This is a genomic window from Paenibacillus sp. EB106-04-04-XG159 (assembly GCF_058791835.1).
Window position 1 is genome coordinate 97,496 of sequence record NZ_JBYTDY010000001.1, and the last position, 22,376, is coordinate 119,871.

The following is a 22,376-nucleotide window of genomic DNA, read 5'->3' on the forward strand; positions in this document are numbered from 1 at the left end:
GTCGCAAACTGTCCCTTGTTATCTTTTTACTCATCTGAATCAGCCGAGTGAACGTCTTTTGCAGACGTCTGGAGTTGAAGAAATCTATGTTAAAGTGATATTGTTACAAAATTCACAAACTTGGAGGTAACAAATAAAATGAAGAAATGTAGAATGATACTCAGTTTGGTTTTATGTATTTCTTTAATTCTTTCTGTTGTGGGTTGTTCGAGTAATACAGAGAGTTCAAAGAGTCCAACGTCTGAGAAAGCTAGTTATAAAGCGGGGACTTATACAGGGACTGGCAAAGGCAACAATGGACCAATTAAGGTTGAAGTCGTATTTTCGGAAGATAGCATTACTTCCATTGAAATCAAGGAACATAATGAAACACCTGGGATCTATGAAAAAGCAGCAGAGCGTGTTCCAGCCGATATCGTGGAACATCAATCACTAGGTGTAGATGCCGTAAGCGGTGCGACAGTCGTAAGTAATGCTATTGTTGAAGCAGTTGCAGATGCTGTGCAACAAGCAGGTGGAGATGCAGAAGCACTCAAATCGGTTGCTGTTAAGAAGGAAGAAGGCAAGTCAGAGGAAATGACGGTTGATGTTGTTGTTGTAGGGGCAGGAGCTGCCGGTACTGCGGCTGCATTAGCATCTCTCGAACAAGGGGCCGATACGCTTCTGATCGAGAAGACAGCAGTGGCTAGTGGTGCAGGAACGTTAGCAGGCGGGATGTTTGCCGTAGATAGCACACAGCAGAAAGAACAGAATAAAGTGGTCGATAAAGAATGGCTATTTAATAAGTATATGGAAACGAGTAACTATCATGCGAATGCAAGACTGGTTCGTTCAATCATGGATGAGTCAGGGGAAACTGTCGATTGGTTGATCGGAAATGGGGCGAACTTAGTTCTTACGGATCCTGGGCAAAGTGGTCAAAAAGCGTTGGTCGGTACTCCAGCTACCATTCATGGATATGTGGAGGGTGGCTCTGTTGCCTTAGAGAAGCTACGCAATCAGATTGAAAGCAAGGGCGGCAAGATTATGTTCGAGACGCCTGGCGAACAATTGATGAAGGATGACAAAGGCAACGTTACAGGCGTTATTGCCAAAAAAGCGGATGGCGGAGAATTAAAAATACATGCTAAATCCGTAATCCTCGCTACTGGAGGATACGGCGGCAATGCTGAAATGATGAAAGAACATTTTGGAGAAAAAGCAGGAACAGGATTGATCTCTTCTGCTACAGGAGATGGACTTAAAATGGCTTGGGATGCTGGAGCCGCTGAGTATGGTACAGATCTGGCACAGTGGTACCATTATATGCCGAATCCAGCTTTGACTGAAAAAATGGAAGACCCGTATGTGCTGTGGGATTTAACTGCCTTACCGCTGTTATGGGTGAATAATAATGGCGAACGCTATATTAATGAAGACGTTGTGTTTGACTTTGCATATGGGTCATCGGCCATCTACGAACAACCAGGTGCCTCGCACTGGGCTCTATTTGACCAACAGTTGATTGAGACGGTAAAGACCAAAGGTCTTATTGAATACGCTGACTTATACAGCTCGTTTAAAGGTAAGAATCAAGGCTTCATGGAGTTTAATGAACCGTTTGATACGGATACCAACTATAAGTCTACGGTTACTCCTTTTGATTATACGCCAGTTATAGAAGAAGCGATTGAATCCGGGGTTATCGTAAAGGGAGATACCATTGCAGAGCTGGCAAGCAAAATAGGTGTAGATGAACAGACACTTACTGCTTCCGTTGATCGTTATAATGGATTTAGCAAGAAGGGCGTGGATGAGGATTTCTTTAAAGATCCGGAATATCTGCATCCTGTGGAGAAAGGACCATTCTATGCTTTGAGCACTTCTGCACGTTGTCTGGGGACGCTTGGCGGAGTGAAGATCAATGAGGACATTCAGGCGGTTGACGACCAAGAAAAACCTATTCCTGGACTATGGGTGGCTGGAAATGATGCAGGTGGAATGTACGGCAATACTTATATTGGAATAGAAGGCGGTACGCTCGGTTTCGCCTACACATCTGGAAAAATAGCTGGAGAAAATGCAGCTGAATACGCCAAAAAGTAATAACCATTAAGGCAAACAGAAGAAGTCTCTTGAAGCACCCTCTTATCGTAGTCATTGGATAGACACCACTGGTGTTAATAGCCGATGAATATCTATAGGGGGTGCATTTTTATGGAGTGATAAGTTGACTATCCTTTCTGTGCCAGAAGGTATAAACTTTGTGGGAGATAGAGCTGTAATGTAGAGAAATGAGATTGATGTTAAAGGGGAAATAAGGGATGCAAAGTATCTTAGCATTACTGCAATTCTACAACACCTATGATCACGATGATATCTACTTTAGCGTAGCTAAGAATTTCATCTATCAATTTGATCAGATCAGTGATATGAGCCTCATTGAAATAGCTGAGAAATCATATTGTTCTCCTTCTACCATCACAAGGTTTTGCCGCCATTTGTACTATTCCAGTTATCCTGAATTACGATTAGAATTATCGAGGTTAAGACAGCGATATGTTCTCAATGTGCTTTCAACTAGGGAAAAAGTCTCGATTATGGAGAATAAACTAGTCGGTGGGAAAAATATTATTACGCAAACTATTGATAGTTCGCTAGACCAATTTGATTCGTCACAAATAAATTCGTTCGTTAAGATGCTGCACTCAAAGGCTAGGATTGGCTTCTATGGATATAGTGTTCCTCAATCGGTATGGCTGTTGCAAATTGACCTTCTCATGGATGGTAAAGAGTCAACGGCATTCTTAGACCCGAGGTATCAAATAGAGGATGTCCAATCTTTAGATGAGAATAGCTTCGCTATATTTTTCCACTATACGAATGACGAGGTATTTACCATTGAACAAATGATGCAAGACGCCTCACAAAGGGGAGCTAAAGTGGCGCTCATTACGAATACATCGACGCTATTTTCCAATCAGAATGTTGATGTTATGTTTGAGTTCCCTTATCACTCACTAGCTCTAAGCTTTATAGTCGTAAACGCGCTTATTACGCATATGTCGTTAGAATACCAGCAAAAAAATATGAATTTGACAATAGAAGCAATAGGCATGACATAGATACATTAAAGACGGCTATTCTTCTGTATGGTAATATAAGGGTTAAACTTTATCCGTCGTCGGTAAAAGGGGAGTGGGTATATTGAGTCAGTGGAAAGAGTTGACCAATGAATCTCGAACGAGATGGGATGGGATAGCTGGGTTTTGGGATGACTACATGGGTGAACACAGCAATCAGTTTCATCGGGAAATTGTTAGACCCAAGACAGAAGAATTGCTAGCGGTAGATGAAGGTCAGAATATACTTGATATTGCCTGTGGAAATGGGAATTTCTCACGTAGATTAGCTGATTTAGGTGCAAAGGTGGTTGCCTTTGATTATAGTCCCAACATGATTGAAAGAGCGAAGCTAAGGTCCACAGCGTATGTGGATCGAATTGAATATCAAGTGATTGATGCCACAAACTATGATTCATTAATTGAACTTGGAACGGAAAGATACGATGGAGCGGTAGCTAATATGGCTTTAATGGATATTGCCGATATTACTAATTTATCGAGAGCCTTACAGCAATTGTTAAAGAAAAATGGCGTGTTTGTATTCTCAATCCCTCACCCGTGCTTCCAAGCACCTAACACAAGAAAGATACATGAAACGGAAGTTATTAATGGGGAGATTGTAACAAGAAATAGTGTGCAGATTTCAACCTATTTAGCTTCTGAGTCATTTGAAACGATAGCCATAAAAGGTCAACCAGTTCCGCATCTCATATTTCATAGACCTTTATCGTACTATATGAACTTGTTTTTAAGTTCACATTTTGTGCTTGATGGATGGGAAGAACCCAGTTTTAAAATGGATGAGCATAGCAACAACCGATTTGATTGGTACGAGCTCCCGCCTGCTGTAATATTCCGTTTTAGAAAGTTGTAAAGTTTTCATCTGGTGGTGCTTTTAACTTTTAAATATTCATTGACATGAATATTCCTTATCACGTATATTTAAATCAACAACAGGATATAATGGTTACTAAGGGGATAATTGCTTAATGGGACATCATGAACGAGGTGAAAGCGACATGTCGTGGAACAATCCGGGCATGGACATGATGACGCTGAGCGCTTTGGCCGAACCGAATCGCATGAATATCGTCGAACTTTTGCGCGAAGGTCCCATGACTGTGGGGGAAATCGCCGATCGACTGGGGCTTCGCCAGCCCCAAGCCTCGAAGCATTTGAAGGTGCTCAGCGACAGCGGGATATTGGAAGTGAAGGCCGAAGCCAACCGCCGGATTTATAAGCTCCGGGCCGAGCCGTTCCAAGCTCTAGATTCTTGGGTGAAGTCTTTCAATCGCGTCATGGAAGACAGATTCGACAATCTGGAAGGCTACTTGCGGGAACTGCAAAACAAGGAGAAATCACAAGATCATTCAAATGAATGAGGAGGAATTACAATGCCTAACAATGCAATGGTTTCGTGGGTAGAGAACGATCGGGTGCTGGTGCTGGAGCGCGTGTTCGACGCGCCGCGCGATCTCGTGTTCAAGATGTATAAAGAGCCTGAGCATCTGAAGCGTTGGTGGGGACCTAGAGGCTTTGAACTTCCAGTTTGCAACGTCGATTTCCGGCCGGGTGGCGTTTGGCACTATTGCATGAAGTGTGTTGATCAGAACCTAGGTCAATTTTATGGCATGGAATCTTGGGGCAAAGGCGTTTATAAGGAAATTGTCGAACCGGAGAAGATCGTTTACACCGATTATTTCTCGGATGCCGAAGGCAATTCGAACGAGAGCATGCCGTCGACCGAGACCACGATAGAATTCATCGATCTAGGCGGCAAAACGAAGCTTGTCAGCCGTTCCGAATATGTATCAGCGGAGGCCATCAAGACTGTTATGGACATGGGCATGTTGCAAGGAATTACTGAAACTTGGGATCGCCTGAATGAGTTGGTGGATTCGCTGAAGTAGATTCTTGCTTATACAAAGGAGTGTAAATAATCAATGATTAGTAAAGTCGGTCAAATTATGTTGTATGTAAATAACCAAGATGAGGCAGTGGATTTCTGGACGGAAAAAGCCGGATTTCATGTCATTGCAGAAGAGAATAATGGTGAAGGATTTAGATGGATTGAAATTGCTCCTAAGGGTGCAGAAACAAGCATCGTTCTTCATAATAAAGAATTCGTTGCTAAGATGAGCCCTGAATTAAATTTCGGCACACCTTCCTTAATGTTTTTTACGGATAATCTTGACCAATTACATGGCGACTTATCCAGTAAAAACGTAAAGGTCGGAGAAATTGTAAACTTGCCTTCCGGCAGAGTATTTAACTTTGCAGACCATGAAGAAAATTACTTTGCTGTAATGGAAAAAAGTAAATGATTAATGACTAGGAAAAGGCCATCCTTTGCAGGATGGCCTTAAAAGTTCTTCGATTAATTACCCACGTGTATGGCGTTTATAATCAACACTCCACTCCTATAAGCTGTTTCAAACGCTCCAGCTGCCTCAGATGATGACGGTAATGCATTTCAATAAGCAAGAACCATTCCTTAGCATGAAGACCCCCGAATCTCGGATGAGGGATTGTACTTTGGACAGATGCTTTCTCAAGTGTTGGTTCGATTTCCTCCATTCGCTGGACCACCTTGGTTAATCCGTGGATCAGCTGCTCCTTGGTTTCGGGCTGCACGGGTGTATATTGAGGTGATGGCGGAACGTGAATGCGTATAGGCGGAAAGCTCCCTTGTTCAAATACGGCTGCGCCCTCATCGGTTTTCCCCGTTGAGATAGTTGCAGAATCGCTGCTTTGCGCCAGGCATTTCTCAATATTGTGGAGATGCATGTACAGCGCCGATTGAATCAAATGCTGGTACATCTGCCCGATCGACCACTCGCCATCTGTCGTTTGGAACCTCAACTGATCTAGACTGAAGCCATCCAATTCATGAAGATAGTGAGCCACCGTTTCTTGAAATTGCTGTAAAGCTTCCGTTGTGTTCATATCGTTTCAACAGCTCCTTTATCGTCGTTTACATGAATCATACAAAAACGCTACTGACAACGTCATGTCAGTAGCGTTTTAACAACTTTTCCACTTCATGACGGATGCAGTCACGGAAGTATTCAGGCTCGAGCACAACGACCCCCGATCCCCAACTGAGCACCCAATGCAGTAATTCCTCGACCCGGCGCACGCGCAGAATCACATGCAGGCCATCTTCACGCTCCTCTGCTGCCTCCATATAATAGTTGTTCGATTCTATTACCTTGTCCGCAATATCAGGATTAACCAGAATCCGAACGATCAGGTGACGGTCATCCCTGGGCCTATAATCCTCTAAGTTAAAATTCGAAGCCACCTCGAAGCTTTCTTCCAGCACCGTAAGGCCTGTCATGCGCGATAAGCGGAAGTTGCGGATTTCACCCCGCAGTTCACACCATGCGATTAATGTCCATGTGCCTTGAACAAACACTAATCCATACGGAGCTGCAGTTCGTATGCTATGCCTTCTGCCGTTATCGTCGGGAACGTTTTTCAAATAATGAAAATTCAGCTTTCGCCTTTGAAGGATCGCGCAGCGGATCGTCTCCAAATAATGCTTCTCTCTTCCTGGTACGGTTTCTTTACCGGGAGAGATCAACCGCATGGTTTGGCGTATTCTTAACGCTTCCTGGCGGACATTGTCTGGCAGAATGGCCTCAATCTTGTTGCGGGAAGACAATGCCCTCATGCCGTAGTCCACGTCAAATCTTTGTTCTATAAAATCCGTTCCGATAAGCAGCGTCACAGCCTCTTCCGGCGTAAATCGGATTGGCGGGAGAAAGTACCCCTCCATCAACGAATATCCTTGCCCCGGGGCACCGACCACAGGTACTCCGGCCTCGCTTAGAGCTTGAATATCGCGGTATATGGTACGGATACTCGTCTCAAATGTGGCGGCCAGGTCCTCAGCCCGCACCAGCTTTTTGCGCTGAAGCTCCAGAACGATAGCCAGTAAACGGTCCGTTTTGTTCAATACTGTACCTCCCCAATGCATCCTTCCTTATAAAATGAAAAAAGCTCACGCTGAAGGTTTAGGATTAAAGTAATATCATCGTACTCTATAAGCATCAGAATAGGCAAAACGTGTTTTATTTCCCCTTAAAGTAAAATGCAATATATGTTTATACTTAATTAATCTAAAGCAAACCCATAAAATATATGGTATAACTCTCATATGATACTAACGATGAAAGCAGGGATTGAGCTTGTTTCCAGTAGCCTATTCACTCTTGTCGAAGGAAGCGATCTTAGCATATATCAAAGACCATTATGACGTTGGCGAACCTATTAGTTACCGTTATTTCCTTAGGGGAATGAACGATACGTATATACTAGTGACCAATCAGGGAAAATACATTTTCCGAGTATACCGTGCGGACAGAAGAAATGATTCAGAAATTGCATTTGAATTAGATCTGCTGAATCATCTCCATGACAATGGCGTAAGTGTTTCGGTTCCGATCGCTAGGATCGATGGGACTTATATTAGCGATTTTATGGTTCCTGAGGGTATTAAATACGGGGTTATGTTTAGTTATGCCGAAGGACAGGAGAAGCCGATTCATAACGTAGAAGATAGTTATTTGTTTGGAAGCTCAGTTGCACAGCTGCATAAAGCTGCGGATCACTTTACTAGTGACCACGCAAGAGGTCAACTTGATCTCGAACATCTGATAGAGAAGCCACTTCATAGAATCCGACTACATATGGAACATCGTCAAGAGGATTATGATTATCTCCATGACCTTGCGATGCGATTAAAAGGGCATATCATGAATCATCTGATAGAAGGGCTAGAATGGGGATTATGCCACGGGGATTTGCATGGCAATACGAATGTCGCCTTTACTGATGAGGGGAAACTGACTCATTATGACTTCGATATATGTGGTTATGGCTGGAGAGCGTATGATATTGCGGAGTTCAGGTTAGCAAGGGAAATTCATAGTGGACATAATCCAGATGAAGTGGTAGCGTTATGGCAAGCATTTTTAGAGGGATACAGAGGCATCAGAGATATCAGTGAGCACGATATTCAAGCAGTGCCCATATTCGTTGTGCTTAGACAGCTTTGGCTCTTCGGTCTATGTTTTGAGGAAACAGAACTGCTGGGAGAAGCTGACTTCGATAATGGATTTATAGATAGTAAGATGGAGTATTTCAGAAAAATAGACTTATCGTCTCTAATCTAGTTTTTACGAATCAAACCCCTAGTCGCCGTAGGCGAAGAATATGGAGGATCATCAGGTGGAATCTACACAACAAAATAATAAAGCATGGAACAATGGCACTTACGAGTCTTGGGTTAATCGGTTTGGAACGCCAAAGGAAGCTATTGCGAAAATAAAGCAAGATCCCAAAAAGAGAATAGGAACGGCTTTCAAATATATGGGTGAAGATTTGGAAGGTAAGAGAATAATCAATCTACTTGGCTCAAACGGAAATAAAGCAGTAGCGTTAGCACTGTTGGGAGCAGATGTAACGGTTGTTGATTTCTCTTCTGAAAATGAGCGTTATGCCATGGAATTAGCGAATCAAGCAGGTGTTGAAATAAGATACATCGTTTCCGATGTACTGAACTTACCATCATATGAATTAGCTAATCAATACGACCTTGTATTTATGGAGTTTGGCATCCTTCATTACTTCACTGACTTGTGCCCTTTATTTCATGTGGTGCATAGCCTTCTTAACGATGGCGGAATGTTGATATTGCAAGATTTTCACCCTGTATCTACTAAGCTAATCATCTCCAAGGGAACAACAGCAAACATTCGGAAGCATAAGGTTGCAGGCGACTATTTTGATACATCACTTGTTGAAAAAGATGTTTCCCATTCTAAGTATTCAGATCCTGAACATATCAATAAAGCTGCGCAAAAGGTTTATCTACGTAATTGGACACTTGGTGAAATTGTTACAGCAATTGCGAGTGAAGGTTTAATGATTAAAACGTTGGAGGAACTCCCCAATCTTTCTTCCGAGGTGTTCGATAAAGGGATACCTAAAACATTTACAATAGCAGCGCAAAAGTAATGCTAACAAAGAAACCACTCCATTTGTCAGGAGTGGTTTTGCCATTTGACTCAATTTATTTGATTAACCCGAAATTACTCTCTCTACGGGGTAGTGGATATTGGTTTTCGTTTTCTTGCCGCCGATGATAAACAAGAACGAAGTTAAACCGATTCTGCCTATGAACATCAACACCATGAGAATACATTGCGCAAAATTGCTGAGCTCCGGGGTAATTCCAGTAGACAAGCCTACCGTTCCGAAGGCAGAGCAGACTTCAAGAATTATAGCAATAAGCTGTTGGTGTGAATCCGAAATGCTTATAGCGATAACCGACATCATACACATGACAATAGCTAGCAGCGTAATGGCCAGTGATTTCATGACATCATCCGGATGAAGCTCTCGGTTAAAGACTTTGATCTCACGGTTTCCTCTTGCAAAGTGATATAAAAATAACATATTTAGAGCCAATGTCGTTGTCCGAATGCCCCCGCCTACAGAGTTAGGAGATCCGCCAATAAACATGAACACACTCATAACCAAGAGCGTCGATTCTGAGAACTGATTAATATCTAATGTTGTAAGCCCGGCGCTTCTTGTCGTTGCCGCTTGGAAGAAGGCGTAGAAGAAGCTTTCATGCCACGATAAACCCTTGAAGAAATGTTCATATTCAAGCAGCAAAATAAGAATTGTCCCCACAACAAGGAGAATTCCATATGTAAGCGTCGTTAGCTTCGTAAATAATGAGAAGCGGAAAGGCTGTTCAAGCTCGTTCTTTTTCCGGAATAAAAATTGCTTTACTTCAATTAAGACAGGGAACCCGATCGTGCCAAATATGATTAGAAAGATGGTGACTAACTGCACGAAATAATCGTGCGCAAAAGGGATGAGGGAATTCCCGGTTATATCCATCCCGGCGTTCGTTGTCGCACTAACAGATGCGAATAAGCCTTGCATAAATGCTTCCTGCCAAGTCGGGAAATAGTTCAAATAATGAAGTCCCAATATGACTGCTCCTACAAGCTCTGTTACTAGAATAATCTTGAGGATTTCCTTAACGAGATGAACCAGTCCTGATAATTGAAACTGATTGTTGTCAACCATGATCAGGCGGCGTTCACGCAATCCGATCTTTCGGCCCACCAGCAGCCAGAAAAATGTACTCATCGCCATAATACCTATACCCCCGAATTGCAGTATAAGTATAATCGCAAAATATCCTAATTCATTATAGGTATCTGAAATATTAATAACACCTAAACCTGTGTCACTTACCGCGCTGACGGCTGTAAAGACGGTATCAAAAAAGTCTACTTCAACTCCAGGCTTATGCACGGCTGGGAAACTCAATAACAGAATAGATATGGTTACAGCCAGTAAATAATAGCCGGTTATAACCTGAGCGGGTGACCGTTTCTCCAGCCAGGCGCGCACTTTACTGAACATGGATAAGCTATCCTCCAATTTATTGTAAATAACAAGATGTCTCGTCAACCCTTCATATCCGAGTTGATTCAATCGGTGTATATCATACCCTTTGCATTCTTGCTTGTAAAGAGAGGGGATTCACTAATAGGTATTTAGTATAATAAATAGGAAGAAGGAAATCATAATGGAGCTAGTCTGTGTCCATACAATCATAATTCCTGTTCGAAATAAGGAGATACGATGACAGAGAAGAACGCGATAACAGATATGGGATGGAACTTCGACAACAGTTATGCCCATCTGCCGGAATCATTTTATACTAGGCTTAACCCAACACCAGTACGGGCACCGAAGCTAGTTAAGCTGAATGAACCCTTGGCAGCATCCCTAGGGTTGAACGCTCAAGCGCTGCACAGTACTGAGGGCACAGCGATATTTGCCGGCAACCAGATTCCAGACGGGGCTTCACCGCTTGCGCAAGCTTATGCGGGGCATCAGTTCGGGCATTTTACCATGTTAGGCGATGGCCGGGCTCTGCTGCTTGGTGAGCAGATCACGCCTAGAGGCGAACGGTATGATATTCAGCTTAAGGGCCCAGGGGTAACGCCATACTCCCGCCGGGGAGATGGTCGAGCGGCGCTTGGACCGATGCTGCGTGAGTACATCATGAGCGAAGCCATGCATGCGCTTGGTATTGCGACTACCCGAAGCCTAGCGGTTATATGGACGGGTGAACCCGTCTTCCGCGAAACGGAGCTTCCTGGTGCGGTTCTGACTCGTGTAGCCGCCAGTCATCTGCGCGTTGGAACCTTTCAATATGCAGCAAAATGGGGTACTGTCGAGGATCTCCGAGCTCTGGCTGATTACACGCTGCAGAGACATTTTCCAGAGGCTGATCTTGGTGAGAACCGCTATCTTGCTCTCCTGCGGGAAGTGACCAAGCGTCAAGCCGAGCTGATTGCCAAGTGGCAGCTTGTTGGTTTTATTCACGGGGTGATGAATACCGATAATATGGCCCTTAGCGGAGAAACTATCGATTATGGCCCTTGTGCATTCATGGATGCCTATGATGAGGCAACGGTGTTCAGTTCCATTGACGTTCAAGGCCGCTATGCCTATGGCAATCAACCGCCTATTGCTGCTTGGAATCTCGCGAGATATGCGGAGACGCTGCTGCCCCTGCTGCATGACAACGAGGAGCAAGCTATCAAGATGGCCGAGGATGCGATCTCCGAGTTTGCTGAGCTGTATAACCGTCACTGGCTCACGGGAATGAGTGCTAAACTAGGGTTATTCCATGAGGAACCACAGGATGAATCCCTTATTGAGGATCTTCTTACCATGATGCAGAAGTATCGTGCGGACTTCACCAATACGTTCCGGGCGCTGACGTTTGATAGACTTGAGGACACCGTCCTGCATGGCAAGGCGGAATATGCGCAGTGGCATGAGCAGTGGCAGGCGAGACTAGGCAGGCAGCAGGAATCTAGAGACGCCTCGCACGAGCTGATGCGAAACAGCAATCCCGCGGTAATCCCGCGCAACCATCGGGTGGAAGAAGCGCTGGAAGCGGCTGTGGAACGAGGGGACTACAGCGTGATGGAGCGGCTTCTGGATGTTCTTGCGCGTCCCTACGCGCACTCACCTGAACAAGTGGAATATTCCACGCTGCCTGAGCCATCGTGCAAACCTTACCGAACCTTTTGCGGTACTTGATGCAGGGCATACGGAAGAACGGGAACTGCGAGCAGCTCTCGTTCTTTTTTTGCATGGAGAAATAGAATCGTCGCTCAGTTCTTCTTTTTTAATTTCTTTTCTGCCTTCTCCATATTCTCAGCGACTCTATACTGAACGATCCTGCTTATTAAAGCATAAGGAAGCGGCTTATCTATAGGAAATTGTACGGATCCCTTTGCCCCTTTATATTCAGATAATTCAGCTTTAAATGCATCAATACCACTTGGAGCGGGATAGAATCCGATATGATGCTTATGGGCTGCAAAGTGCACCAGATTCCCATGGAGCACGAATGTAGGCATTTGATAACTGATCTTTTCCTGAGCGCCTGGTGCCGACTCTTTGATCACTTTTCGTAACGTTTCAAGTATTTCCTGAACCTCGGATGGAAATTGCGAAATGTAATCATCAATTGACGCATATGTGATATTATTCCGTTCCATGGATGCTTCCTTTCATAAACCTTATTCATAGTCCTAGTGTATCAATCTTTATTCCGATCATACTCGACATCTTCTTAAGCGTCAAAGCTCCCTTCGGAGGCCTGCCTTGCCGTCCCCGTTGTCTAGTCAAAATCATGTATTAGACTGACTCCAATATAGAAACAGCGGCAGCCTTGGACAGTTAAAAAGCCCTAGACTGACGCTGAATTATTTAACTAACGTTCCTCGTTAGATCAATGATTCATGTTTGTCTTACTTATCCGAGATTCCATTTCATTTATATGTAACGGCACTATTAGTTGCCGGCTTTCCCGGCCAGTATCAGTTCCAAATTTTTCTCTATCTCGCAGTCTATGGCCGCTCCCCATCCGTCAGGAATTTGCGGTTTGTTGATGAGGTGGAGCATGGTGGATATATCAGCAAGCTTGGAAAGCGCGTACCACTCCTCGGGCAAGGGTTCTCTCGCCTTTCGGTTGTAGCCTTCCTGGAAGGCGGCAACGGTGTCTGCGTCGATATAGCACTCAACTTGCGTCCTTGTCCTGAAAAATTTGCCGATGTCATAAAAGACAGGAGCAGCAAAACAGTACTCATAATCGATGAAACAAGGCTCCAATGAAGGCGTAATCATAATATTGGAGAAATTGAAATCGCCATGCGAGAACACATGCTTGTCCGCAATCTTCTCTACCAATGCGGCGTGATTCGTTAGGAATTGCAAACACTTCACTTTCGTTGAAGGTTGAATGTGGGTCCCTGCATGGCCGTTTAGCAGCGAGTAATATTGGCTCTCGAAGGATTCAAGATGTTCCGCGATCTGCAAATGCTTGTCTAACAGCGCCATATGCGGATATTCCGTTTGATGCAGCAAGGCAAGCGCACTGCCGATTCGATGCACAACATGGTCTGGACATCCCTCGTTCCCTGCAATAAAATCCCCTAGCGTTGAGCCTTCAATAAACGCCATGATTAAGTAAGAAAAGGGGACAATCTGTTTGCTGTCATCGAAGAAGAAAATTTCAGGGGTACGAATCCTTGCTTTCGCATACTGGTAAGCCGTCACTTCAGTCCGGCTATGGTCGTTGTTAGCGGGATAAATCCTTAATACATACTTGCTACCACTGTCTGTCCGTAAGGCATAATTGCTGGTGCTCATGCCTTTCGTCAAGGGCGACACTTGGGTAATGCCTGCCTTGGGGTCGAAAGCGGCGAACAGCCTTTTTACCATGTCTTCGTTGAGCGCTTGAAAATCGAACAATCTTGCTGAAGCTTTCACCACAGGTCGCCTCCTACACGATTTCTAACCCTTACTAGTTTGACAACGATTTGCGTTAATGAACTATCTTTCCTCAATAGCTGAATCATGCTTGAGTTTTTCGACGGTAGCCATCTTCAAGGATTTGTTTAAGGCCTTCAGTTCTCTTTTGAATAAGGGCATTCCAAAAAGTCTTACCTTTCTCAGCTAAATCCTCTTTTGAGTAGACCCCTTCTTCGAACTTCCCCCAACAGCCATCTATTGTTAACTTATCCCATCCTAGGTAATCTGCATAAAGGCGGTTCTCTGAAGGGATGTCTGAACCCATCGACTGAGGTTTTACCAATTCTGGACAAAGCCACATTGCCGTGCAAACGGACAACAGACCGCCGTGCATTTCGTTCAGCCCTTCTAAGCCTGCTGCCTTAACTGCTTCTTCCCATGCAACATGACTATTATGATTTGCAGTGATGACTATAATTTCTGGGTATTTGTAATTAATATGTTTAACAAATGCACCTTCCCAGTAAGACCCACCATGTCCCGTGCAGACCAAGAATTTTCTAAATCCTTGTCTAGTTAAGTTACAAATAATATCCTCTAACATTGCTGTTAAGATGTTGGGGCTTACGGTAACTGTCCCCATGAAATTGGCATGCTCTTCAGAGGTATTAAAGGGTATGGTAGGTAATACGTATGCGTTCAATTCTGTTCCATATGCGATTGCATATAACTCAGCGATAAGAGTATCTAAATGCATGGGCAAGTAGGGTCCAAATTGTTCCGTTGCCCCAACAGATATAATCGCTGTATCCATTCCGCTACTTGAGATTTCACTTGTCGTGTTTCTAAAGCTAAGCATATGAACACCCCTAAAAAATCAATTTCTAAAATAACCCAAATTGTACCATCTTTGAGGTGGTAGAAAACACCTTTAAACAAACCTATCCTATTCGATTGTGTATTAAACTAATCTTCCCATTGGCTGAATAGGCTGCCGATTAGCCGGCAGCCTGTTCTCATTAAGCTATCGTGTTCCGTTAGCGTAATGTTAATCTCTATAAATAAGGTCTTTTAAACTTTTTTCATTGATTCCATTTTGAACAAACTGGAAACTCCTGTTCGTTAGTCTTTGTACTCGGTCGATTATTTGTCCTAAATGATAACCCGTGTGTTCGACTAAATGATAAATATCAAACATATCGAGGTTCTGCTCATCCTTATTCCCTTCTGTATAATCAAACATGACTTCTCTCCATGAATTAAAACGATCAGTAATAAATTGAATTAAGTCTGTTGCAGAAGTAGCGACTTCATCAGGGAAGTAATTTTCTATTCCGCCCTCGACTTTCCCGCTATTTGTATATCTGATGACATGTCGTTGAATATGCTGTCCTATGTGTAACACTATGCCCCCAATTGAATTAAGCGTATCTTTCTCATGTTTCCAAAGAACATCTTTATCTACGCTATCCAAAGCTATTTTCAATTTTGGAAGGTAATGCTCGCACATTCTAAATATAGAAATGCGTGTAAACTCAAGTAGTTGGTTGCCCATAAACACCGTTCCTTTTTATCAATATTCATTCAATTTCCCATTGAAGTATACTGCCAGTTAGCTGAACAGGCTGCCGTTGTAGTGGCAGCCTGATGTTGTACTATCGTTCTCCGTTAGCTTGCGTGAGGAAATTAAATCATATCGAGGGAGCTTAATGAAATATTGTTTTTTGCATTATTAAATCTATGTATGCCAAACCCTTTGAAATCGGAAGCTAGTATCGCTTCTCTAAGCGGATATAAATTTGTTGTGAATCTTATTTCAATTCCTTTTTGAATTAATCTCTCTATTAGATCTCCATATACTTGTACTGTCTTGGGTTCAACTACTTGATGAGAGATATAATAACCAGCTGTCTTATCAAAGAGTTCAAAATTTTCATCCTCAAAGCTATATCTAAACATGGTCTGCTTTGATATCCGTGTATACCAATCGCTTTCTACTGTAACTATAATATTGGCAGTCGTGTTATTAAAGAAAAGTTGCATTTGTTGATCCGTTGTCATTTCGTCTCTTCTCAATACAATACGCGGGCAATCCCTGGGAAAATAGTATGTAAACTCATGTTCCTCGTCAATAGCCCAAACTACTGCAGGAAAATCGGGGCGATTTTGTTTTTCTTTGGGAACAAATAATTTAATACTATCATCCTCACTAAAGTGATATAGCATGTAATTTCTCCCCTTTCATATACCGTTATATTCTATTTACTCATTAAACTAACCTGCCCGTTACTTCAATGAAAATAGGGAGCAGCTTCCGTAGTAATCTGCTCCCTTGCTATTCAACAGACGTTTCGGTTCGCCGCGCTGTCTGAAATGACAAGAATTACAGCGTTTTCCGCATAAATTGCATAATATACTTTTCTTTAAAGCCAAGGCTGTCATACAGATTTCTGGCATAATTCCCGACAACACACCAAAGATCGACGCTTGTACTGCCACGCTGATAGATCTCGTTACATAGATACATCGCAAACTTTCTTCCGATCCCATGCCCTTGAAAGTCTGTACGGACGGAAATACTACTGAGTTCATTACCAGAAAGGTGGCTATAAGCGACGATTTCCCCATTTATTTCGTAGACAAAACGGTTTTCTGCATCCTCTAACCATGCTCTTCGTTCTTTTTCACTGGGCTCGGCAATCACAGAATCGGGAAAGCACCCGACACGGACGCGCATTTCATGAAATGCTGTAGCATACAGCGACTGACTGGCAAGATAGTCTTCGTCCGTATATAGTCTCACCGGAAGCTCCTCCAGGGGAAAAGGATCGCCAGTTAGCTGCATTAAAGCCGATGAAAAGTATTGGTCATAGCCGAGCTTGCGCGCAAACGCGAGAGATGATTGATGACCGGCACGAAAGGAACTCCTGACTTTTTGGGTTCCGCCCGCCCTCAATTGGGTTTCAGCATACTTTACCATTGCAGAACCGATTCCTTGTTTGCGAAACTGAGGAGCGACAAACACAGTTAAGTAGGACTGAGATGCAGGCTCGTTCACTTGGGCGATTGCAACAAGCTTATCCTCAATGAACGCGGTAATAAATAATTGTGGCTCTGCAGCGAGCACCCGAAGGATGTTTTCACCCGCATTGGCGTCATAGCTTAATAATTCTCTTGCGGCATTATAATCTTTTTCGCTGAAGTGTTCGTACCGGATATCTGTTGTATTCATCAGTCTTTGATTCCTCCGTTTTTAATGAGGCATTGTAAAATTATATTTGTTATCTATATTTCGCATAGGCTTACATCCAACACATTAAGATACTGATAGCAATTACAACTTAAATCTTGATTTTTGCGCCGCGGTCGCTTATATAACATACAATTTATACAGAGAAAGTAATAGACTTATGCTTAATTTTTTTATAGACTATTATGTATCCATGTCTTTTTTAGGGATCATCTTTTTAGGCATTATTGGTTAACCGGTACATAATTGTGCCGGTTTTATTTTTTCATTAACGTAAATTGCCCGTTAGCTGAAAAAGGCTGCCAATCGAGCTGGCAGCCTTTGCTTTGAGTAGTTTTTGAACTATCGTTCCCCGTTTAGTTCAACGAAGAATGTGTTGCCAGTTTGGAAGCAACTCATAGTCCCTAATGTGTTTATATTCTAGAACCATTACAGCCCCTGTATTATCTACACGAAACTTCATCGAGTCCATCCCTACATCTAAATGAGGTCCCACATACGGAATCACTGTAACATTAACATCAATATGCGAAGGATGATATTTAACGTTTAGTTCAGTCCCACCTAGAAATGGTGAAAATGTAGGAGACACAGTTAGTTTATCTTCATAATATCGATTAATCTGTTTCTGTATATTTGGAGCTAACAAAGTAAGTACAAGTCGCTCCAATGGTTCTTCGCGTGGTTTAGCATAAACTGGCTGTATAAGCACGGAGAAAATGATGACTGTTAGCAGTAACCCGATATAACTTTTAACATTCACTAAAATCACCCCATTGAAGTAATTTCCGTTAAGTGAGTTGGGTTTATGCATGCAACTAAGTAAAATGAAGATCCATTAACGTAGACTGCCCGTTAGTTGAACAAAAAAAATGGAGCAGCTGCCGCGGCATACTGCTCCGTCCTTATTCCCGTTAGCTATTTAAAGTTGCCATCAAGAAAATCAGTGAGTCTCTCTTCTGAAACGACTTGAATTCCGTTTCGTTTAAGTAGAGCAGTTGTCACTCCGTTTCCGACAATTTTCTTACCTATAAATTCACCATTATAAATCATCGAACTTCCGCAAGAGGGGCTAAACTCCTTAAGAATAACTAGTGTTGCATCGACCTCTTGAGCTTTTCTTAGAGTAGCATATGCTCCTTTTATATACTGTTCTGTAACGTCTCTTCCCGATTTTTCGACCACTTTTGCCCTACCATCAAGGACATCTGCCCCATTACCTCCAACGATCTCAGCCGGCTCTCTTGGAGTTAGAAATCCCCCGAGCAATTCCGGGCATACAGATATTGCTTGGTTTTCTTCTACCAGCTGGCGTATCGTTTTATCTAAACAATGCGTACCGTTATATCTTACCTCTAGGCCTGCTAAACAAGAGCTCACTAATATCATTTATATCACCTCAAACTTAGTTTACCTTATTTCTTTATTTTACTAAATTCCTTGTAGCGGAATAAAGGGCTGCCACTCGACAGCCCTTTTGTTATTGAACTCGTTTCCCGTTATCTTCAGTACAGTTCTTCAAGATATCCATTAAGTCAAACACGATATTTAAAGAATATACGACCAATTAGAGAAGGAAATAAACTAAAATTACGCCTAGGATTAGATTAATAAGTGAAACAATATATAGTTTCGAACCCTTTAGATATTTCCAATCAATAAATGACTGAAATCCCACTGCTGTTATTATAACTACCATCCAAAACCACTTCATAGCATCGGCATCTAAGACATCTAGATCCAAAAAATAATTACAGTAATAATACCAATGGTTGCAAGTATTATCTTACCCCATTTTTCAACTTTTTTACCCTCATCAGGAAGTTCCACTTTTTTAGTACCAGCAATCCATTTTCTTAAAATCAAATCAGAAAGAGCGAGGATTATAGATATAAATCCAATTGCAATTGTAGCCACCATTAAATCCCCCTAAGAATACAGTTCAATATCAGTCTAACGGATTAATTCCTTTATAATTGCTCCTTCAAGGGGCATGCTAATGAAAATGATAATGAGGGGGCGAACCAGTTGGCTAGGAGAAGAAATCGAAAATACGCGGTGCCTGGGGTTGAGCAGGCGGTGCAGGCATTTAAGGCAGATGTGATGAGAAAAGAAGGCTACGCCGTTAACCCTAATCGACCGGATGATGTGAGATTCGAAGTGGCGAAAGAACTGAACATACCGCTGCAGCCAGAAGGTAACGGCGAACTGACCACGGAATCGGCGGGGCAGATCGGTGGCAAGATCGGCGGCACGATGGTGCGTGAGATGATTCGCCTAGCTCAAGAGCAGCTGTCCAATCCAGATCAGACGGATAAAGGAAACCGTCTATAACCATCAGTCCAGCGTTCATATCTCTGATAGCAAAATAAGAGCTGTCCATCAGTCAATTATTATGACTTATTAGACAGCTCCATTTTAAATATTTTCATTTATACAATTATTTGGTATAGTTATCAAAATAGCCTTGGATATAAATAATCGGTGTACCTTTATCTCCGCTTCCAGAAGTCAGATCGGATAGAGAGCCAATCAGGTCCGTAAGTCTTCTCGGTGTAGTCCCTTGGGATTCCATCGATCCTACGAGGTCCGACTTCTTGTTATCAATATATTGGGTAATCGCTTGTTGAAGCTCTGCGCCTCTTAGCTCCGCAAAATTGTTGTCCGCAAGATATTTCAGCTTGATCTCATTCGGTGTTCCATCCAGACCTGAAGTATAAGCCGGGGATACAACTGGATCCGCAAGCTCCCATATGTGACCTACTGGATCTTTAAATGCTCCATCTCCGTAGATCATGACTTCGACGAGTTTACCTGTCTTTTCTTGAAGGCTATGCTGAATCTTATCCACGATTGGCTGGCAATTGCGTGGGAACAGCTTAACGGTATTTTCTGTTGATTTATTAGATCCCAACAGACCATAAGCTTCGTTGCATCCGCTGCCGTCAACAGACTCAGATAGTATGTTATCGAGGCTATAGATTTTTTCGCCGCCGTTTGCTTTTAATATTCTCTTCGTTCTGAATCTAGTGTGAATATCGCAAGTGAGTACATTTTTAGTATAATCTAAGATTGTTTTAGGGTTGTTCGAGAAGATGACTTCACATTCAACGCCGTATTCTTCGATCAAGGATTTATAGTAGTCAATATAGTCGACACCCGTAAACGTATGCTTGTTATGCCCGAAATAATTGCGGAATTGCGCTTCTGTTAACACATCTGTCCAAGGATTTACGCCTTTTTCATCAAGCATGTCGATGCTTACCAAGTGGTTGCCCACTTCATCCGATGGGTAGCTGAGCATGAGAACGATCTTCTTAGCTCCTTTAGCAATACCGCGCAGACAGATCGCAAAGCGATTGCGGCTTAAGATCGGGAATATGACGCCAATCGTCTCATCTCCGAATTTGGATTGAACATCCTTTGCAATATGGTCGATCGTTGCATAATTTCCTTGAGCACGAGCAACGATTGATTCGGTGACCGTAACAATATCTTTGTCATTAAGTTGAAAGCCCTCAACTTCTGCAGCTTTTAACACACTGTCCACTACGATTTCTTCTATATTGTCCCCTTGGTTGATGATCGGGCAACGAAGACCTCTAACAACCGTTCCAACTACTCTCTCCAATGCAATCGCTCCTTATCACAGCATAATGTCCATCTTATCTATCTGTACTATACATCGAATTAGTGACATAAGTAAAATTAATCTAGTTGATATTAGATATAAACAACAATAATACAACCTTAATATTCCAGCGTGGGGAACCGTAACATCAATACGCCTAATCAGAATATCCATGGCTTGTCACGACACTCCTTAATCTATGATATTCATTGTTTCTATATTCGAGAAGCGCCTTAAACCCATTTTCGCTGACCTAGTATATCAGAATAAAAAGAAGGAGGATTATGGAAAATGGACGAATAACTAAAAGTGGTTTCAGATAAATGGGGTACATACGCTTAGGAATTAGAAAGCAGATCGAGGTGAGAGGGTTTGAAGAAGTGGGAAATTGTATTTGTATATCTGATCCCGGCTATTGTCTTTGTAGTTCTCGCTTCACTCGGTTTATATAATAACTATGGACCTTCTCCAGGAATACTAGCGGAAAAGCTGGAGATCTTCTATGAATTCAAGATCCCAATCTATTTTATTACTCTGGTTGCAATCGGAGTGTGGCTCGTGGCTTCATTCTTTATTAGACTTGCCTTGGACAAGTATCGAGCAGAAACCGAAGAGGCGAAAAAAGCTTTAGAGGATGAATTGCTGCAAGCCACCTTACTGAATCGGGAGTATTACCGCTACCGTCAGAAAGACCTGCTTCGCAATTATTTTGCTACATTCTTGAAGCGCCATCGTAATATCCAAGGGATACAGCTCTTTCAATTTGAAGAGAAGCATATCCGCAATAAGGTGAAGATTAAGGTAGAATATGAATTCGGAGAAGTATGTGACCAAGTAAATCTCAATGCAATGGGACAGGCCTATTATGAACTCGACGCCAATCTGTTAGCTCAATTCAGAAAAGCAAAGAGGGCGTTAGATGTTGATCATAGAGTACCCATGACACTCTTTATTATCGAACAAGGGATGCTGCTTGCCGGAAGAGATCATCAGTTTAGTGAAGAAGATGCGATATCGTATGCTTATTTAGACTTAGGCGTTAGACTGCTTGAAGAAGAGTTCGGTGAGAGCTATGACTTCAGTACCATTATTGATCCAGAAGATCATATTAAGCTGGATAGCATAAAGCGCACAGGGATATTGCGATCGATATTACTTGAAACACGGTTGTTTACCTTTATGTATAAAAAGGCTGGCGAAAAGAAGGATCGGCTCTATATGGGACGCGTACTTAAAGACGATCAGGGACTGAATTATCTGTACTTGGTGATATTCGATGCTTCGATCCTGGAAGTTCGAAGTTATGATGAGGAAATCGCTAGAATAGAGAAGGAGATAAGCGAAAAGATCGTGGGTATGTTGTCCAGTAGGCAGAGTCCGGCATAGTGTAAATTTACTAGACATAGGATGGAAGAGGGGGGATTCGGGATAGAGGGTGGTAGACACAAATTGACATGATCGACTATAATGAGGAGAGAAAACAATATATGAAATATATGGATTCTGTGAAAGGGTGATTCTG

General features: G+C 42.7%; 25 protein-coding genes. 11 read left to right on the top strand and 14 right to left on the bottom strand.

Annotation, left to right across the window (positions count from 1 at the left end):
* The first annotated feature begins 138 nt into the window (after positions 1-138).
* The 6 genes from AC3WTP_RS00410 to AC3WTP_RS00435 all read left to right on the top strand — a co-directional run bounded on the left by AC3WTP_RS00410 (position 139) and on the right by AC3WTP_RS00435 (position 5,428).
* Positions 139-2,085 (top strand): FAD-dependent oxidoreductase, encoded by a 1,947-nt coding sequence (locus AC3WTP_RS00410; protein WP_492392602.1) that lies wholly within the window; start codon positions 139-141, stop codon positions 2,083-2,085.
* Positions 2,086-2,303: 218 nt separating this feature from the next.
* Entirely contained in the window at positions 2,304-3,104 is an 801-nt protein-coding gene (locus AC3WTP_RS00415) for a MurR/RpiR family transcriptional regulator (RefSeq protein ID WP_492392603.1), read from the top strand.
* A gap of 82 nt (positions 3,105-3,186) precedes the next feature.
* Positions 3,187-3,978, top strand: a complete 792-nt coding sequence (locus AC3WTP_RS00420) for a class I SAM-dependent methyltransferase (RefSeq protein WP_492392604.1) — start codon at positions 3,187-3,189, stop codon at positions 3,976-3,978.
* Positions 3,979-4,123: 145 nt separating this feature from the next.
* Positions 4,124-4,486 carry an ArsR/SmtB family transcription factor gene (locus AC3WTP_RS00425; protein ID WP_492392948.1) on the top strand — a complete coding sequence of 121 codons (363 nt, stop codon included), beginning with the start codon at positions 4,124-4,126 and terminating at the stop codon, positions 4,484-4,486.
* A gap of 12 nt (positions 4,487-4,498) precedes the next feature.
* Complete coding sequence (locus AC3WTP_RS00430; protein WP_492392605.1) at positions 4,499-5,014, top strand: SRPBCC domain-containing protein; 516 nt, start codon at positions 4,499-4,501, stop codon at positions 5,012-5,014.
* 33 nt (positions 5,015-5,047) lie between these two features.
* Positions 5,048-5,428 carry a VOC family protein gene (locus tag AC3WTP_RS00435; protein WP_492392606.1) on the top strand — a complete coding sequence of 127 codons (381 nt, stop codon included), beginning with the start codon at positions 5,048-5,050 and terminating at the stop codon, positions 5,426-5,428.
* An 82-nt stretch (positions 5,429-5,510) separates the two neighbouring features.
* On the opposite strand, the gene AC3WTP_RS00440 is transcribed toward AC3WTP_RS00435, so the two are convergent.
* The gene (locus tag AC3WTP_RS00440) at positions 5,511-6,050 is read right to left on the bottom strand and encodes a DinB family protein (protein ID WP_492392607.1); all 540 of its coding nucleotides are present in this window, start codon (positions 6,048-6,050) and stop codon (positions 5,511-5,513) included.
* A 67-nt stretch (positions 6,051-6,117) separates the two neighbouring features.
* A complete protein-coding gene (locus tag AC3WTP_RS00445) occupies positions 6,118-7,065 on the bottom strand; it encodes a helix-turn-helix transcriptional regulator (RefSeq protein WP_492392608.1) in 948 nt (315 codons plus the stop codon).
* Between the two features lie 256 nt (positions 7,066-7,321).
* Between AC3WTP_RS00445 and AC3WTP_RS00450 the strand changes: the two genes are divergently transcribed.
* Entirely contained in the window at positions 7,322-8,284 is a 963-nt protein-coding gene (locus AC3WTP_RS00450; protein ID WP_492392609.1) for a phosphotransferase, read from the top strand.
* 55 nt (positions 8,285-8,339) lie between these two features.
* The gene (locus AC3WTP_RS00455) at positions 8,340-9,128 is read left to right on the top strand and encodes a class I SAM-dependent methyltransferase (protein WP_492392610.1); all 789 of its coding nucleotides are present in this window, start codon (positions 8,340-8,342) and stop codon (positions 9,126-9,128) included.
* A 63-nt stretch (positions 9,129-9,191) separates the two neighbouring features.
* On the opposite strand, the gene AC3WTP_RS00460 is transcribed toward AC3WTP_RS00455, so the two are convergent.
* Positions 9,192-10,556: a TrkH family potassium uptake protein gene (locus AC3WTP_RS00460; protein ID WP_492392611.1), complete on the bottom strand. Its 1,365-nt coding sequence runs from the start codon at positions 10,554-10,556 to the stop codon at positions 9,192-9,194.
* 222 nt (positions 10,557-10,778) lie between these two features.
* Here AC3WTP_RS00460 and AC3WTP_RS00465 point away from each other — a divergent pair, with 222 nt between their 5' ends.
* On the top strand, positions 10,779-12,254 hold the full coding sequence (locus AC3WTP_RS00465; RefSeq protein ID WP_492392612.1) for a protein adenylyltransferase SelO: 1,476 nt from the start codon (positions 10,779-10,781) through the stop codon (positions 12,252-12,254).
* Between the two features lie 74 nt (positions 12,255-12,328).
* On the opposite strand, the gene AC3WTP_RS00470 is transcribed toward AC3WTP_RS00465, so the two are convergent.
* From AC3WTP_RS00470 to AC3WTP_RS00515, 10 genes are all read right to left on the bottom strand, one after another.
* A complete protein-coding gene (locus tag AC3WTP_RS00470) occupies positions 12,329-12,718 on the bottom strand; it encodes an iron chaperone (protein ID WP_492392613.1) in 390 nt (129 codons plus the stop codon).
* Positions 12,719-13,013: 295 nt separating this feature from the next.
* Complete coding sequence (locus AC3WTP_RS00475) at positions 13,014-13,991, bottom strand: phosphotransferase family protein (protein WP_492392614.1); 978 nt, start codon at positions 13,989-13,991, stop codon at positions 13,014-13,016.
* Between the two features lie 85 nt (positions 13,992-14,076).
* Positions 14,077-14,832 carry a creatininase family protein gene (locus AC3WTP_RS00480; protein ID WP_492392615.1) on the bottom strand — a complete coding sequence of 252 codons (756 nt, stop codon included), beginning with the start codon at positions 14,830-14,832 and terminating at the stop codon, positions 14,077-14,079.
* A gap of 189 nt (positions 14,833-15,021) precedes the next feature.
* Positions 15,022-15,528 (bottom strand): hypothetical protein, encoded by a 507-nt coding sequence (locus AC3WTP_RS00485; RefSeq protein WP_492392616.1) that lies wholly within the window; start codon positions 15,526-15,528, stop codon positions 15,022-15,024.
* Between the two features lie 131 nt (positions 15,529-15,659).
* Entirely contained in the window at positions 15,660-16,199 is a 540-nt protein-coding gene (locus AC3WTP_RS00490) for a DUF6886 family protein (RefSeq protein ID WP_492392617.1), read from the bottom strand.
* 157 nt (positions 16,200-16,356) lie between these two features.
* A complete protein-coding gene (locus AC3WTP_RS00495) occupies positions 16,357-17,205 on the bottom strand; it encodes a GNAT family N-acetyltransferase (RefSeq protein WP_492392618.1) in 849 nt (282 codons plus the stop codon).
* Positions 17,206-17,584: 379 nt separating this feature from the next.
* Positions 17,585-17,986 carry a DUF3888 domain-containing protein gene (locus AC3WTP_RS00500; protein WP_492392619.1) on the bottom strand — a complete coding sequence of 134 codons (402 nt, stop codon included), beginning with the start codon at positions 17,984-17,986 and terminating at the stop codon, positions 17,585-17,587.
* A 155-nt stretch (positions 17,987-18,141) separates the two neighbouring features.
* Positions 18,142-18,612 carry a 2-thiouracil desulfurase family protein gene (locus AC3WTP_RS00505; RefSeq protein ID WP_492392620.1) on the bottom strand — a complete coding sequence of 157 codons (471 nt, stop codon included), beginning with the start codon at positions 18,610-18,612 and terminating at the stop codon, positions 18,142-18,144.
* 178 nt (positions 18,613-18,790) lie between these two features.
* On the bottom strand, positions 18,791-18,937 hold the full coding sequence (locus tag AC3WTP_RS00510; RefSeq protein ID WP_492392621.1) for a DUF4181 domain-containing protein: 147 nt from the start codon (positions 18,935-18,937) through the stop codon (positions 18,791-18,793).
* A 20-nt stretch (positions 18,938-18,957) separates the two neighbouring features.
* Positions 18,958-19,143, bottom strand: coding sequence for a hypothetical protein (locus AC3WTP_RS00515; protein WP_492392622.1), 186 nt, complete (start codon positions 19,141-19,143; stop codon positions 18,958-18,960).
* 108 nt (positions 19,144-19,251) lie between these two features.
* On the opposite strand from AC3WTP_RS00515, the gene AC3WTP_RS00520 reads away from it, so the two are divergent.
* Positions 19,252-19,557: an alpha/beta-type small acid-soluble spore protein gene (locus AC3WTP_RS00520; RefSeq protein WP_492392623.1), complete on the top strand. Its 306-nt coding sequence runs from the start codon at positions 19,252-19,254 to the stop codon at positions 19,555-19,557.
* 106 nt (positions 19,558-19,663) lie between these two features.
* On the opposite strand, the gene AC3WTP_RS00525 is transcribed toward AC3WTP_RS00520, so the two are convergent.
* Positions 19,664-20,854 carry a coenzyme F420-0:L-glutamate ligase gene (locus tag AC3WTP_RS00525; protein ID WP_492392624.1) on the bottom strand — a complete coding sequence of 397 codons (1,191 nt, stop codon included), beginning with the start codon at positions 20,852-20,854 and terminating at the stop codon, positions 19,664-19,666.
* A gap of 372 nt (positions 20,855-21,226) precedes the next feature.
* Here AC3WTP_RS00525 and AC3WTP_RS00530 point away from each other — a divergent pair, with 372 nt between their 5' ends.
* On the top strand, positions 21,227-22,240 hold the full coding sequence (locus tag AC3WTP_RS00530; RefSeq protein ID WP_492392625.1) for a hypothetical protein: 1,014 nt from the start codon (positions 21,227-21,229) through the stop codon (positions 22,238-22,240).
* Positions 22,241-22,376 lie beyond the last annotated feature (136 nt).